The 13,438-nt window shown below is 70.0% G+C and carries 11 protein-coding genes and 1 pseudogene; 5 read left to right on the forward strand and 7 right to left on the reverse strand.

The window, feature by feature from the left end:
* Window positions 1-186: 186 nt before the first annotated feature.
* The 3 genes from ACT2FV_RS29740 to mdlC are packed head-to-tail and all read right to left on the reverse strand — an operon-like array spanning window position 187 to window position 4,242.
* Window positions 187-1,131, reverse strand: a complete 945-nt coding sequence (locus ACT2FV_RS29740; protein WP_059607973.1) for a ketopantoate reductase family protein — start codon at window positions 1,129-1,131, stop codon at window positions 187-189.
* A 13-nt stretch (window positions 1,132-1,144) separates the two neighbouring features.
* Complete coding sequence (locus ACT2FV_RS29745; RefSeq protein WP_444505273.1) at window positions 1,145-2,596, reverse strand: aldehyde dehydrogenase family protein; 1,452 nt, start codon at window positions 2,594-2,596, stop codon at window positions 1,145-1,147.
* 29 nt (window positions 2,597-2,625) lie between these two features.
* Window positions 2,626-4,242 carry a benzoylformate decarboxylase gene (mdlC, locus tag ACT2FV_RS29750; protein WP_059607971.1) on the reverse strand — a complete coding sequence of 539 codons (1,617 nt, stop codon included), beginning with the start codon at window positions 4,240-4,242 and terminating at the stop codon, window positions 2,626-2,628.
* A gap of 99 nt (window positions 4,243-4,341) precedes the next feature.
* Here mdlC and ACT2FV_RS29755 point away from each other — a divergent pair, with 99 nt between their 5' ends.
* The 5 genes and pseudogenes from ACT2FV_RS29755 to ACT2FV_RS29775 all read left to right on the forward strand — a co-directional run.
* Complete coding sequence (locus ACT2FV_RS29755) at window positions 4,342-5,253, forward strand: LysR family transcriptional regulator (RefSeq protein WP_059607970.1); 912 nt, start codon at window positions 4,342-4,344, stop codon at window positions 5,251-5,253.
* Between the two features lie 158 nt (window positions 5,254-5,411).
* A complete protein-coding gene (dalD, locus tag ACT2FV_RS29760; protein ID WP_444505274.1) occupies window positions 5,412-6,806 on the forward strand; it encodes a D-arabinitol 4-dehydrogenase in 1,395 nt (464 codons plus the stop codon).
* Window positions 6,807-6,907: 101 nt separating this feature from the next.
* Window positions 6,908-8,389 (forward strand): xylulokinase, encoded by a 1,482-nt coding sequence (xylB, locus tag ACT2FV_RS29765; protein WP_444505275.1) that lies wholly within the window; start codon window positions 6,908-6,910, stop codon window positions 8,387-8,389.
* A gap of 103 nt (window positions 8,390-8,492) precedes the next feature.
* Complete coding sequence (locus tag ACT2FV_RS29770; protein ID WP_059607967.1) at window positions 8,493-9,449, forward strand: sugar-binding transcriptional regulator; 957 nt, start codon at window positions 8,493-8,495, stop codon at window positions 9,447-9,449.
* Between the two features lie 20 nt (window positions 9,450-9,469).
* Window positions 9,470-9,663, forward strand: a pseudogene (locus tag ACT2FV_RS29775) (LysR substrate-binding domain-containing protein); the annotation flags it as partial.
* Window positions 9,664-9,676: 13 nt separating this feature from the next.
* Here the strand turns inward: ACT2FV_RS29775 and ACT2FV_RS29780 are convergent.
* From ACT2FV_RS29780 to ACT2FV_RS29795, 4 genes are read right to left on the reverse strand one after another with little or no spacing between them, the layout of a single operon-like run.
* A complete protein-coding gene (locus ACT2FV_RS29780; protein ID WP_444505276.1) occupies window positions 9,677-10,786 on the reverse strand; it encodes an ABC transporter ATP-binding protein in 1,110 nt (369 codons plus the stop codon).
* A gap of 59 nt (window positions 10,787-10,845) precedes the next feature.
* Window positions 10,846-11,574, reverse strand: a complete 729-nt coding sequence (locus tag ACT2FV_RS29785; protein WP_444505277.1) for an HAD family hydrolase — start codon at window positions 11,572-11,574, stop codon at window positions 10,846-10,848.
* Window positions 11,571-12,422: a carbohydrate ABC transporter permease gene (locus ACT2FV_RS29790; RefSeq protein WP_444505278.1), complete on the reverse strand. Its 852-nt coding sequence runs from the start codon at window positions 12,420-12,422 to the stop codon at window positions 11,571-11,573. Before ACT2FV_RS29790 ends, ACT2FV_RS29785 begins: the two co-directional genes overlap by 4 nt.
* Window positions 12,419-13,366: a carbohydrate ABC transporter permease gene (locus ACT2FV_RS29795; RefSeq protein WP_059607960.1), complete on the reverse strand. Its 948-nt coding sequence runs from the start codon at window positions 13,364-13,366 to the stop codon at window positions 12,419-12,421. The genes ACT2FV_RS29790 and ACT2FV_RS29795 overlap by 4 nt, the downstream gene beginning before the upstream one ends.
* Window positions 13,367-13,438: the final 72 nt, after the last annotated feature.

Below are 13,438 nucleotides of genomic sequence, written 5' to 3' on the forward strand. Positions count from 1 at the left end.
TCATGGCGTCTCCAGTTGCCCGGGCTGGCGCTTGCGCGTGCCCGGATCTCGTGCTGCAGGGTCAGTCGGCGTCCGTGCATCGGCGCCGCCCCCGCGTCTTGTCCAATCCAACCCGATCCGGCGACATCGGCTGCATGCGGCGCGGCCGTATCGTCGTGCGGCGCAAGCCCGCCGCCGGCGTGATGCTCAGTCGCGCCGCGCGTCGATCAGCCTGACGAGTGCGAGCAGCGTATCGGTATGCGGCACCGCGATACCCGTCTCGCGCGCGGCCGCGACGATCTTGCCGCTGATCGCGTCGATCTCGGTGCGGCGGCCCGCGAGCACGTCCTGCAGCATCGACGGTCGATGGCCGCGATGCGCGTGGATCGCATGCTCGACGTTGCGCGCGATGCGTTCGCCGTCCACCGCGATGCCTTTCGCGCGCGCGACGGCGGCCGTCTCCGCCGCGATCGCGAGCGCGAGCCGTGGGCCGTCAGGTTCACGGCCGAGCTGGTCGACCGTGCAGCCCGTCGCCGCACACAGCGTGTTGAGCGCCGCGTTGAACGCGACCTTCTCCCAGATCGCGGCCCACACGTCGGCGTCGAGCGAACACGCGAGCCCGGCACGCGACAGCGCGTCGGCCACAGCCGCCGCGAACGGGCGCGCCGCACCGTCGGCCGTCATCATGCGGATCGCGCCGGCACCGTGCGAGCGGACGTGTCCGGCGCCGGCGAAGTCGGCCGGCCACGTCGTGACGCCGACCAGAATCCGTTCGAGCGGCACGAACGCGTTCAGCGTCTCGACATTGCCGAGGCCGTTCTGCAGCGTCAGCACGTACGTACGTGAGGTCAGCAATGCGCGCACGCCTTCGAGCGCCGCACGCGTGTGCAGCGATTTCGTGAAAACGATCAGCAGATCGAACGGTATGTCGGGCGATGCACTTGCCTGCGCATTCGCCGTTTCTGGCCGGACGGCCTGCAGCGCGCGGATGTGGCGTTCGCCGCGATCGTCGTCGATGCGCAGCCCGTCGCGACGGATCGCATCGAGATGCGCATCGTTCACGTCGATCAGCGTGACGGCCTCGCCGTGCTCCGCCAGCAGCGCCCCGAACAGCGAGCCCATCGCACCGGCACCGAGAATCGCAATCTTCATCGTCTGCGGCCTCTCAGAATGGATACTGGCGCGGCGCGGTCTGCACGGTCATCCAGCGCAGGTCCGTGAACGCGGCGATGCCGGCCTTGCCGCCGAAGTGGCCGAAGCCGCTGTCCTTCACGCCGCCGAACGGCATTTGCGCCTCGTCGTGCACGGTCGGGCCGTTCACGTGGCAGATGCCCGATTCGATGCGCGCCGCGACCCGCATCGCGCGGGCGACGTCGCGGCTGAACACGGCCGAAGCCAGCCCGAACGCGTTGTCGTTCGCGCAGCGGACCGCGGCCGCCTCGCCGTCGACCCGGACGATGCCCTTCACCGGCCCGAACGACTCCTCCGCGTAGATCCGCATCGCGGGCGTCACGTGATCGAGCAGCGTCGCCGGGAACAGCGTGCTGTCCGACTTGCCGCCGCACAGCAGCGTCGCGCCGTGCGCGAGCGCATCGTCGATCAGCGCGTTGCAGCGCTCGACGGCCTTCATGTCGATCAGCGAACCGAGCACGACCGGCCCTTGGCGCGGATCGCCGAGCGGCAGCGAAGCGGCCTTGGCGGCGAGCTTCGCGACGAATGCGTCGGCGATCGACGCATCGACGACAATCCGCTCGGTCGACATGCAGATCTGTCCGGAATTCGCGAATGCGCCGAATGCGGCCGCCGCGACCGCCGCATCGAGATCCGCATCGTCGAGCACGACGAACGGCGCCTTGCCGCCGAGTTCGAGCACCGACGGTTTCAGATGACGCGCGCACGCTTCGGCGACGATTCGCCCGACGCGCGTCGAGCCGGTGAAATTCACGCGGCGCACGGCCGGATGTGCGATCAGCGCATCGACGACGGCACCCGCGTCGTCGGGCGCGTTCGTCACGAAGTTGACGACGCCCGGCGGCAGCCCGGCCTCCTGCAGCGCCTCGACGATCAGCCCGTGCGTGACGGGGCACAGCTCGGAGCCCTTCAGCACGACCGTGTTGCCGCAAGCGAGCGGTAGCGCGAGCGCACGCGCCGCGAGGATCACCGGCGCGTTCCACGGTGCGATGCCGAGCACCACGCCGGCCGGCTGCCGCACGCCCATCGCCAGCGAGCCGGGCACGTCGGACGGGATCAGCTCGCCGCCGGTCTGCGTGGTCAGCGACGCGGCCTCGACGAGCCCGCTCGCGGCAAGGTGCACGTTGAAGCCTGCCCACAGCGCCGACGCGCCGGTTTCGGCCGCCATCGCGGCGACGAACTGCTCGTGCTTCGCCTCGAGCGCGGCGGCAGCCTTCAGCAGCAGCGCGCGGCGCGCGCCGGGGCCGACCGCGGCCCATTCAGGAAACGCGCGAGCGGCCGCGTCGGCCGCCGCGCGGGCATCGTCGACCGTGCCCGCGGGCGCGACCGACGCGACTTCGCCGTCGAGCGGGTTACGGCGCACGAAGGTCGCGCCGCTGGACGACTGGCGGCGTTCGCCGCCGATCAGCATCGATACGGTTTGCATGGATTCTCCGGAAGGACGCGCAACGCGCGTCAGGCAACTTCGACGTCGACGACGACCGGCGTATCGGCCCGCAGCGCGTCGGTCAGCGTTTCGTGCAGGCGAGCGGCATCGGCGACGCGGATGCCGCGGCACCCCATCCCTTGCGCGAGCGCGACGAAATCCAGGTCGGGCAGATCGGTACCCTGCACCGGATCGTCAGGACCGAAGCCGAACACCGGCGCGAAATCCTGCAGCGCAGCATAGCGCCGATTATTCAGGATCACGAACGTGATCGGCAGCTTCAGCTGCGCGGCGCTCCACAATGCCTGGATCGAATAGAGGCTCGACCCGTCGCCGATCAGCCCGATCACGCGCCGCCCCGGCCGCGCGAGCGCGACGCCAACCGCGGCCGGCATCCCGTAACCGAGCCCGCCGCTATCCATCGTGTAGAACGTGCCGCTGCGCGTGAACGGCAGGTGCGCCTGCATCACCGGCCGCGCGCTCGGCGCTTCCTCGACGACGATGTCGTGCGCGTCGCGCACGTCGTCGAGCGTCTGCAGCGCGAATGCCACCGACATCCGTTCGCCGGCGGCCGGCGCTTCGGCGCGCGGGCGCATCGGCCGCGGCGCGGGCATCGGCCGCTCGCGCGGCGCCGGCCGGGCCAGCAGATCGCGTGCCGCGAGCCGCAGGTTGCCGACGACCGCGTCGCCCGACGGCGTCCATGCGGCGATGCCGGGATCGTCGACGAGCTGCACGAGCTTGGCGCCCGGCGGCACGTGCGGGCCGCAGCCCTCGATGTGATAGGTGAACGCGGGCGCGCCGAACGCGAACACGAGGTCGTGCCCGTCGAGCCGCGCGACGATCTTCTCGCGGATCGCGGGCAGGAAGCCGGCGAACAGCGGATGATCCTCGGGAAAGCTGCAGCGCCCCGACATCGGCGCGACGTACACGCTGACCCGGTGCCGCTCGGCGAGCCGCACGACGTCGTCCCACGCACCGGCCCGATCGACGGCCGCGCCGACCACCAGCGCGGGACGCCGCGCGGCATCGAGCGCGTCGCCGAGCCGCGCGAGCGCATCGGGATCGGGCCGCACGACGCTGCTCACGTCACGGCGCGGCAGCAGCTCGGCCGGTTGGTCCCAGTCGTCGACCGGGATCGACACGAACACCGGCCCGCGCGGCTCCTGCATCGCGATCCGGTACGCCCGCGCGATCGCGGCCGGCACGTCCTGCGCACGCGCGGGCTCGATGCTCCATTTCACGTACGGCTTCGGCAGCTCGGCGGCCTGCGTCGCGCCGAGAAACGGATCGAACGGCAGGATCGCGCGTGCCTGCTGGCCTGCCGTGACGATCAGCGGCGTGCGGTTCCTGAACGCGGTGAACAGGTTGCCCATCGCGTTGCCGACGCCGGCCGCCGAATGCAGGTTGACGACCGCCGCGTTGCCGGTGGCCTGCGCATGACCGTCCGCCATTCCGACCACGACGGCCTCCTGCAGGCCGAGCACGTAGCGGAAATCGGCGGGGAAATCGCGGAACATCGGCAGCTCGGTCGAGCCAGGATTGCCGAACACGCAATCGATGCCGAACTGGCGAAACAGGTCGATGACGGCATCGCGGACGGTGATCGGGGCGGACGGTGTGGCGGAATGGGACGGGGTGCCGGACATGCTCGGGCGTCTCCTCGGTGGCTTGGCGGTTTCCACAGTATCGAAGCGCGAGCCATTCACGGATACTGTATTTTTTGCGAAAAGCCATTACGGTTCGGCATGACTTTCGATCTCCGGCAATTGCGGGCATTCACGACCATCGTCGCGTGCGGCAGCCTCGGCCGCGCAGCCGACGCGCTGCACGTGACCCAGCCGGCGCTGAGCCGGATCCTGAAGCGGCTCGAGGACCAGGTCGGCGCGCCCCTGTTCGAGCGCCATTCGAAAGGCGTGCAGCTGACGGCGTTCGGCGAGGCGCTGCTGCCGCACGCGACGCTGCTGCAGCACGAGGCCGAGCATGCGCGCGAGGAGCTCGACGCGATGCGCGGCTTCGCGAAGGGCACGATCAAGGTCGGCGCGGTGGGCAGCATCGCGAGCCTCGTGCTGCCGGTCGCGGTCGGCCGCGTGCTCGACCGCTGGCCGAACCTGCGTGTCGAGATTCTCGAAGGCGTGTGGGATCGGCTCGCGGAAGGGCTGAACAAGCATGAGATCGATCTCGCGCTGTCCGCGCACGGGCCCGACACCGACGAGATCGTCGCGATTCCGGAGTGCCGCTGGGAAGATCGCAGCCATATCGTTGCGGCGCCGCACCATCCGCTGCGCGCGCTCGGTCGCGCGCCGACGCTCGCCGACACGCTGCACGCGCGCTGGGCGATTCCGCCGCGCGGCACCGCGCCGTTCGACCACATGCGCGCAACCTTCGACGCGCACGGGCTTGCCCTGCCCGACATCGCGGTCGAGACACGCTCGGTCACGACGCTGAAGAGCCTCGTCGCGCATGCGGGCTTCCTGAGCTGGATGGCCGAACCGATGTACGGCGCCGAACAGCGCGCCGGCACAATCGACACGCTGCCGGTGCGCGAGGTCGTCGCGGTGCGCACGCTCACCGCGTTCCGGCGCCGCCACGGGATCCTGCCGGGGCCGGCCGGCAAGCTGCTCGACGAACTCGTCGCGCTCACACGCGAAGGGCGCTGATCCCGCTCCCCCTTTCGCGCCGCGCGCGCCGCCGCAGCGCACCATCGAAATGCCGTGTCTCGCCTTGACTTTCGTTCGCCCGAATACGATCATTCGCTCACACAAAGAGCAAATGATCGTATTCAACAGGAAAGACTGGCACGAACAGGAGACACCGGATGAGCGAATCGTCCTCCGCCCGCGCGCCCGTGCTGCTGCACATCGGCGCGGGCTCTTTCCACCGCGCGCACCAGGCGTGGTATCTGCATCGCGTGAACGCGGCCGTGCCGGCCGACGAACGCTGGTCGCTGACCGTCGGCAACATCCGCGACGACATGCGCGCGACGATGGACGCGCTCGCCGCGCAGCACGGCGCGTACACGCTCGAAACCGTCACGCCGCAGGGCGAGCGCGCATACGAGACGGTCCGCGCGATCTCGCGCGTGCTGCCGTGGTCGATCGACCTCGCCGCGCTGATCGACGCCGGCGCGGACCCGGCATGCCGGATCGTGTCGTTCACCGTGACCGAAGGCGGCTACTACCTCGACGAACACAACCGGCTCGACCTCGCGAACGCCGATCTCGCGGCCGACCTGCAGGGCGCGCGCACGACGCTGTACGGCGCGCTCGCGGCGCTGCTTGCCGAGCGCGTGAAGCGCGGCGCGGGCCCGCTCACGCTGCAGAGCTGCGACAACCTGCGCAACAACGGCGCGCGCTTTCGCGCGGGCATGCGCGAATTCCTCGAACGGCGCGGCGAGGACGGCCTGCTCGCGTGGTTCGATGCGCACGTCGCGACGCCGAGCGCGATGGTCGACCGCATCACGCCGCGCCCGACCGCCGACGTGCGCGAGCGCGTACGCGCGGCCACCGGCGTCGACGACGCATGCCCGGTGATGGGCGAATCGTTCATCCAGTGGGTGATCGAGGACCGCTTCGCGGCCGGCCGGCCGCGCTGGGAGCTGGCCGGCGCGGAGCTGGTGGACGACGTGCACCCGTACGAGGAAGCGAAGATCCGCATCCTCAACGCGACGCACAGTTGCATCGCGTGGGCCGGCACGCTCGCGGGCTACACATACATCCACGAGGGCACGCACGACGCGGCGATCCGCCGGTTCGCGCACGACTACGTGACGCAGGACGTGATCCCGTGTCTCAGCCCGAGCCCGCTCGATCTCGAACGCTACCGCGACGTCGTGCTCGAACGCTTCGGCAACCCGTACGTGCTCGACACGAACCAGCGCGTCGCGGCCGACGGCTTCTCGAAGATTCCCGGCTTCATCGCGCCGACGTTCGTCGAATCGCTCGCACGCGGCGCGGCGCCGGTCGCCACCGCCGTGTTGCCGGCGCTGTTCCTGCGCTTTCTCGAACGCTGGGCGCGAGGCTTGCTGCCGTATGCGTACCAGGACGGCGTGATGGACGACGGCGCCGCGCGCGCGATCGTCGAAGCCGACGACCCGGTCGTCTCGCTGTGCGCAAGCCGCGCGCTGTGGGGCTCGCTCGCCGGCAACGCGGCGCTGTTCGAAGCGCTGCGCGCCGGGCTCGCCCGCGTCGACGCATGGCTCGCGCAGCGCTGAAGCGCGACGGCCCGCGGCCGCGCATCCGGGCGAACCTGCGTTGGCATGTACGCATGCGTGCGGCTAAAGTAGCGGCTCCCCACTGACGGAACGGATCGCTCATGTATCTCGGCATCGACCTCGGCACCTCGGAAGTGAAGGTGCTGCTGCTTGCCCCGGACGGTACGGTGGTCGGCACCGCGGGCACGCCGTTCAGCGTGTCGCGGCCGCACCCGCGCTGGGCGGAACAGCATCCGGAGGACTGGTGGCGAGGCACGCTCGCCGCGCTCGCGGCGCTGCGCGAACGGCATCCGCAGGCATTCGCGCAGGTGCGCGGGATCGGCCTGTCGGGCCAGATGCACGGCGCGGTGCTGCTCGGCCGCGACGACCGCGTGCTGCGCCCCGCGATTCTGTGGAACGACATGCGCAGCGCCGACGAATGCGCGCTGCTCACCGAACGCGCCCCCGATCTGCATGCACTGGCCGGCAACCTGGCGATGCCCGGCTTCACCGCGCCGAAACTGCTGTGGGTCGCGAAGCACGAGCCCGACGTGTTCGCGGCGACCGCGTGCGTGCTGATGCCGAAGGACTACCTGCGTTTCCGTCTGACCGGCGCGAAGGTGTCCGACCCGTCCGACGCGGCCGGCACGCTGTGGCTCGACGTCGCGCGCCGCGACTGGTCCGACGCGCTGCTCGCCGCGTGCGACATGACGCGCGGGCAGATGCCGCGCATCGTGGAAGGCAACGCGCCGTCCGGCACGCTGCGCGCGGATCTCGCGCGCGAGCTTGGGCTGTCGGAGGCCGTCGTGGTGGCAGGCGGCGGCGGCGACAACGCGACCAGCGCGCTCGGCATCGGCGCGATCCACGCGGGCGACGGCTTCGTGTCGCTCGGCACGTCGGGCGTGCTGAGCGTGGTCGGCGACCGCTTCATGCCGAACTCCGCATCGGCCGTGCATGCGTTCTGCCACGCGATTCCCGATCGCTGGCAGCTGATGAGCGTCGTGCTGTCGGCCGCGAGCTGCCTGCGCTGGGTCTGCAAGCTGACGGGCACGGACGAGCCGGCGCTGCTCGCCGAAATCGAGGCGCTCGACGCGGGCGCGCTCGCGACGGCGCCGCTGTTCCTGCCCTACCTCTCCGGCGAACGCACGCCGCACAACGATCCTTATGCGCAGGGCGTGTTCTTCGGGATGACGCATGCAACCGAACGCGCGCACCTCGGCTACGCGGTGCTCGAAGGCGTGACGCTCGGCCTCGCGGACGGCCTCGACGCGCTGCATGCGGCCGGCGTCGAAACCGACCGTCTGTCGCTGATCGGCGGCGGCGCGCGCAGCGCGTTCTGGGCGCAGCTGATCGCCGACGCACTGAACGTACGGACGTGCCAGCACGGTGGCGGTGAAACCGGTGCGGCGCTCGGCGCCGCACGCCTGGGCTGGCTCGCCGTCGGCGGCGATCCGCATGCCGTGCTGACCAAGCCGCCGGTGCGCGCCGAATACGCGCCCGATGCCGGCCGTCATACGCTGCTGCGCGAGCGCCTCGACGCGTTCCGCGCGCTGTATCGCCACGTGCGCCCGCTTTACGAACCGTCGCGCGCGCGGCTCGCGTAAGCGGCGACGCGCAGCGGCCGTCGGCCGCGCACCCGGCATGCGTTACAGTGGATGCCCGTTGCGCCGCCCGACGGCCGGCCCAGATCCGAACCGAACCGCTATCGTGTCCAAGTCCTCAGAAAAACTCGATCTCGCCACGCGTGCCGCGTGGCTCTACTACGTCGCGGGCGACACGCAGAACGAAATCGCCGAGAAGCTGCAGGTGTCGCGCCCGGTCGCGCAGCGCCTCGTCGCGTTCGCGGTCGAGAAGAATCTGATCCGCGTGCGCGTCGATCATCAGCTCGCCGACTGTCTCGACCTCGGCGCGCAGCTGTCGAAGCGCTACGGGCTCGCGATGTGCGAAGTCGTGCCCGTCGATGCCGACGCGCCGGAAGCGATCGACCGCAAGCTCGCGGTCGCCGGCGCGCAGGTGATGGAGCGCTACCTGAACGAGACGCGACCGATGGTGATCGCCGTCAGCAGCGGCCGGACGCTGAAGGCCGTGGTCGCGCAGATCGCGCAGATCGAGCGGCCGCAGCACCGGCTCGTGTCGATGGTCGGCGCGATCGCGGCCGACGGCTCGTCGAACCGCTACGACGTCGCGCAGTACATTTCCGAAAAAACCGGCGGCAAGCACTTCCTGCTGCCCGCGCCGCTGTTCGCCGACAGCGACGCCGAGCGCGCGCAATGGTGCAATCACCGGCTGTACCGGATCGTCGACGCGCTGTCGGCGCAGGCCGACGTCGCGTTCGTCGGGATCGGCAACATCGGCCCGCACTGCCCGCTCTACGAGGACGGCTTCATCACCGAACAGGAACGCGACGAGATGACCGCGCGCGGCGCGGTGGCCGAACTGCTCGGCGTGCCGATCGATGCGCAGGGCAAGCTGGTCGACGTGTCGACCAGCGCGCGCGTCACGAGCGTCGCGCTCGACACGCCGCCGAAGCGCCCGACGATCGCGTTCGCCGGCGGCCCGAAGAAGCGCGACGCCGTGATCGCCGCGTTGCGCGGCGGCTGGCTGTCGGGGCTCGTCACCGACGAGACCTGCGCGCGCGCCGCGCTCGACGCGAAGGCGGACTGACGCCGCGGTCGAACATTCAGGCCGCGCGCGGCGCCGGAAACGCGTGCCTGCCCGAATTCTTCGTGCGCGGTTTGACGACAGCGCGCTGCGCGCGGTGCTCGACGAACACGTCGCGAGCCGCACGCCGTTCTACGCGCTGTGGCCGTCAGGCCGCCATCCGACGCCGAAGCTGCGCGCATTCGTCGATTACATGGCCGCGCACCTGCACCTCTGACCGAAGTCGACCGTCACGCCGCCTTCGCGTGCGGGCTCAGCCGGCGCAACGCCTGCCCGTGCTCGTCGAACAGATGGCAGTGCTCGGCCTGCGCGTGCACGTGCAGCGCCTCGCCGTTGCGATACGTGTCGAGCGGTGGAATCCGCGCGATCAGGCCGTCGGGCGCGACCGCCGACTCCGCATACAGATACGCGGCATCGCCGAGCGACTCGACGGCCATCGTCCGCGCGGCAACGCCCGCGGCCGCCGTGCCCACCAGAAGGTGCTCGGGCCGCACGCCGACCGTCACTGCCGCACCGCGCTGCAACCCGGCCGCATCAACCGCGACGCGCTGCGTCTCGCCGCTGTCGAAACGCACGAGCACGCCAGTCGCATCGACCGACTCGACGGTGCCCTTCAGGAAGTTCATCTTCGGCGAGCCGATGAAGCCTGCGACGAACAGGTTCGCCGGCGCGTGATACAGCGCGTTCGGCGTGCCGACCTGCTGCACCGCGCCGCCCGACAGCACGACGATCTTGTCGGCGAGCGTCATCGCCTCGACCTGGTCGTGCGTCACGTAGATCATCGTCGTCTTCAGCTCGTCGTGCAGCCGCGCGAATTCCAGCCGCATCTTCACGCGCAGCGCGGCGTCGAGGTTCGACAGCGGCTCGTCGAACAGGAACACCTTCGGCTTGCGCGTGATCGCGCGGCCGATCGCGACGCGCTGTCGCTGGCCGCCCGACAGCTGCTTCGGCTTGCGGTCGAGCAGGTGATCGATGTGCAGGATCTTCGCGGCCTGCTTCACCGCCTGGTCGATCTCGGGCTTCTTCGCGCCGGCGAGCTTCAGGCCGAACGCCATGTTGTCGTACAGCGTCATGTGCGGGTACAGCGCATACGACTGGAACACCATCGCGATGCCGCGCTTCGCGCTCGGCACGTCGTTGACCTTCGCGCCGTCGATCAGCAGATCGCCGCTCGAGATGTCCTCGAGGCCGGCGATCATCCGCATCAGCGTGGATTTGCCGCAGCCGCTCGGCCCGACGAACACGACGAATTCGCCGTCGGCGATGTCGAGGTTCACGTTGCGCAGCACTTCGGTGTCGTCGTAGCGCTTCGCGATGTTGCGCAGGAGCACGCTTGCCATGATCTGTCTCCGTTCGTTCGTGATGCGCCGCGTTCGACGCGGCGCGCAATCTTGCCAGGTTAGTTCGGCAGCACGGCACCCGTCGCCTGCCAGCGCGCGACGTAGCCGGGCAGCTCGTGCATGTCGTCGAATACGTGACGCGCGCCGATCCCGCGCAGCGCGTCGATCTGCGCGGCCGACGCATGCCCGCCGCCGATGAAGCCGAGCACGGTCATGCCGGCCGCGGCGGCCGCGGTGATGCCGGTCACGCTGTCCTCGACGACGAGGCATTGCGCGGGCACCGCGCCGAGCGCGTGTGCGGCCGCGAGATACACGTCGGGCGCGGGCTTCGGCCTGGCGACGGCGTCCGCGCAGAACAGCCGGTCGCCGAAGAAGCGCGCGAGGCCGGTGCGGGTGAGCGCCGCCTCGACGTATGCGCGGTAGCTGTTGCTCGCGCATGCCGTCGTCAGACCGATCGCGGCGAGTGCCGCATCGATGCCGTCGACCATCGGCGCGTTGACGGCCGCCGCCTCGACCGCGCGGCGGATCGCGTCGACGTCGCCCGCCGTCAGCGTGCGGCCGACCGCCTCGCTCGCGCCGGCCAGCACGCACTCGATGCGCAGCCCGAGCAGCGGCATCACCGCCGGCCGCGCGTCGACGCCCGGCCAGCGCGCGTCCAGCTCGCGCACGATCACGTCGGCGGCGACGGCCTCGCTGTCGATCAGCACGCCGTCGCAATCGCAGATCAGCACGTTCATCCCGTGGCCGACCGCGCCTTTTCCGCCCATGCCTTCGCCGGCCGCGCTCATTTGACCGCCCCGAACGTGAGCCCGCGCACGAGCTGCTTCTGCGACAGCCAGCCGACGATCAGGATCGGCGCGACGGCCAGCAACGAAGCTGCGGACAGCTTCGCCCAGAACAGCCCCTCCGGACTCGAATACGACGCGATGAACACGGTCAGCGGCGCGGCGTTCGAGCTCGACAGGTTGATGCTCCAGAACGCCTCGTTCCACGACAGGATCACGAGCAGGAGCGCGGTGGACGCGAGACCCGGCAGCGCCATCGGCATCAGCAGGTAGACGATCTCCTGCCACGTCGACGCGCCGTCGATGCGCCCCGCTTCGAGGATGTCCTTGGGGATCTCGTTGAAGTACGTGAAGGTCATCCAGACCGCGATCGGCAGGTTGATCAGCGTGTAGACGATCACCAGGCCCGACACGGTATCGAGCAGCCCCGCGTTCTTCCACAGCAGGTAGATCGGCACGAGCACGCCGACCGACGGCATCATCTTCGTCGACAGCATCCACAGCAGCACCTTCTGCGTGCGGTGGTTCGGGAAGAACGCCATCGCGTAGGCCGCCGGCACCGCGAACAGCAGCGAGATCACCGTGACGCCAGCCGAAATCAGCACCGAATTCCACGCGAACGCGAAGTAGTTGCTGCGCGCGAACACCTCGCGGAAGCTGTCGAGCGTCGGCATGAAGAACAGCGTCGACGCATACGCCTGCTGCTCGGTCTTGAATGCGGTGATCGCCATCCAGAAGATCGGGAAGAACAGCAGCAGCGCGAGCAGCCATGCGAGCGTGCCGGGCAGCGCGCGCCGCACGCGGTCGAACGGGGCCGGCGCGCGCCGGCCTTCGAAGGTCAGGTCGCTCATTTCTCGTACTCTCCCTTCAGGTTGCGCGCGAGCATCCGCACCAGGAAGAACGACACGACGTTCGCAACCACGACGGCGATGATCCCGCCCGCGGATGCGAGGCCGACGTCGAACTGCTGCAGGCCAAGCGCATAGATCAGGTACGACAGGTTGGTCGTCGCGTTGCCGGGGCCGCCGCCCGTCGTCGTGTAGATCTCGGCGAAGATCGACAGCAGGAAGATCGTCTCCATCATCACGACCACGGCGATCGCGCGCTTCAGGTGCGGCAGCGTGATGTAGAAGAACATCGCGATCGGGCCCGCGCCGTCGATGCGCGCGGCTTCCTTCTGCTCCTGGTCGAGCGACTGGATCGCGGTGAACAGGATCAGGAACGCGAACGGCAGCCACTGCCAGGCGACGATGATGATCACGGCGGTGAGCGGGTAGTCGGCGAACCAGTCGATCGGCGTCATCCCGAACGCACGCATCGCGTTCGCGACGAGCCCGTACACCGGATGAAGAATCATGTTCTTCCAGATCAACGCGGCGACCGTTGGCATCACGAAGAACGGCGCGATCACGAGCAGGCGCGCCACGCCCTGCCCGTAGAACTTGCGGTCGAACAGCACGGCCATCAGCACGCCGCCGACCACGGTGATCGCGAGCACCGCGCCGATCAGCACGAGCGTGTGCCAGATCGCGGGCAGGAACGACGGATCGGTCGCGAGGAAGCGGTAGTTGTCGAACCCGGCGAAGCCCTTCACGTCCGGGTTCAGCAGGTTGTAGCGCGAGAACGAATACCAGATCGTCATCGCGAGCGGGATCGACATCCACAGCAGCAGCACCGCGACGGACGGTGACACCAGCCAGCTGGCGCCGCCGCGCGCGCGGCGCGGCGCGCCCGGCGGCGACGACGCATCGCCGACCGACGGCGCGTGGCTCAGGGGAAGACGCAAATGACGCATGATCGGAGTCCCTCCGGTTGAGGCGCGGGCGCGAATGGCCGCCCGCCCTGTCTGCTTCGGCGACGTGCACCG

Origin of the sequence: Burkholderia sp. PR2, assembly GCF_052372875.1 — a bacterium.
Lineage (GTDB): Bacteria > Pseudomonadota > Gammaproteobacteria > Burkholderiales > Burkholderiaceae > Burkholderia > Burkholderia diffusa.

Coding starts and splice junctions, on each gene's coding strand:
- ACT2FV_RS29740 (WP_059607973.1), bottom strand. CDS start 1,131: ATGAAGATTGCGATTCTCGGTGCCGGTGCGATGGGCTCGCTGTTCGGG.
- ACT2FV_RS29745 (WP_444505273.1), bottom strand. CDS start 2,596: ATGCAAACCGTATCGATGCTGATCGGCGGCGAACGCCGCCAGTCGTCC.
- mdlC (WP_059607971.1), bottom strand. CDS start 4,242: ATGTCCGGCACCCCGTCCCATTCCGCCACACCGTCCGCCCCGATCACC.
- ACT2FV_RS29755 (WP_059607970.1), top strand. CDS start 4,342: ATGACTTTCGATCTCCGGCAATTGCGGGCATTCACGACCATCGTCGCG.
- dalD (WP_444505274.1), top strand. CDS start 5,412: ATGAGCGAATCGTCCTCCGCCCGCGCGCCCGTGCTGCTGCACATCGGC.
- xylB (WP_444505275.1), top strand. CDS start 6,908: ATGTATCTCGGCATCGACCTCGGCACCTCGGAAGTGAAGGTGCTGCTG.
- ACT2FV_RS29780 (WP_444505276.1), bottom strand. CDS start 10,786: ATGGCAAGCGTGCTCCTGCGCAACATCGCGAAGCGCTACGACGACACC.
- ACT2FV_RS29785 (WP_444505277.1), bottom strand. CDS start 11,574: ATGAGCGCGGCCGGCGAAGGCATGGGCGGAAAAGGCGCGGTCGGCCAC.
- ACT2FV_RS29790 (WP_444505278.1), bottom strand. CDS start 12,422: ATGAGCGACCTGACCTTCGAAGGCCGGCGCGCGCCGGCCCCGTTCGAC.
- ACT2FV_RS29795 (WP_059607960.1), bottom strand. CDS start 13,366: ATGCGTCATTTGCGTCTTCCCCTGAGCCACGCGCCGTCGGTCGGCGAT.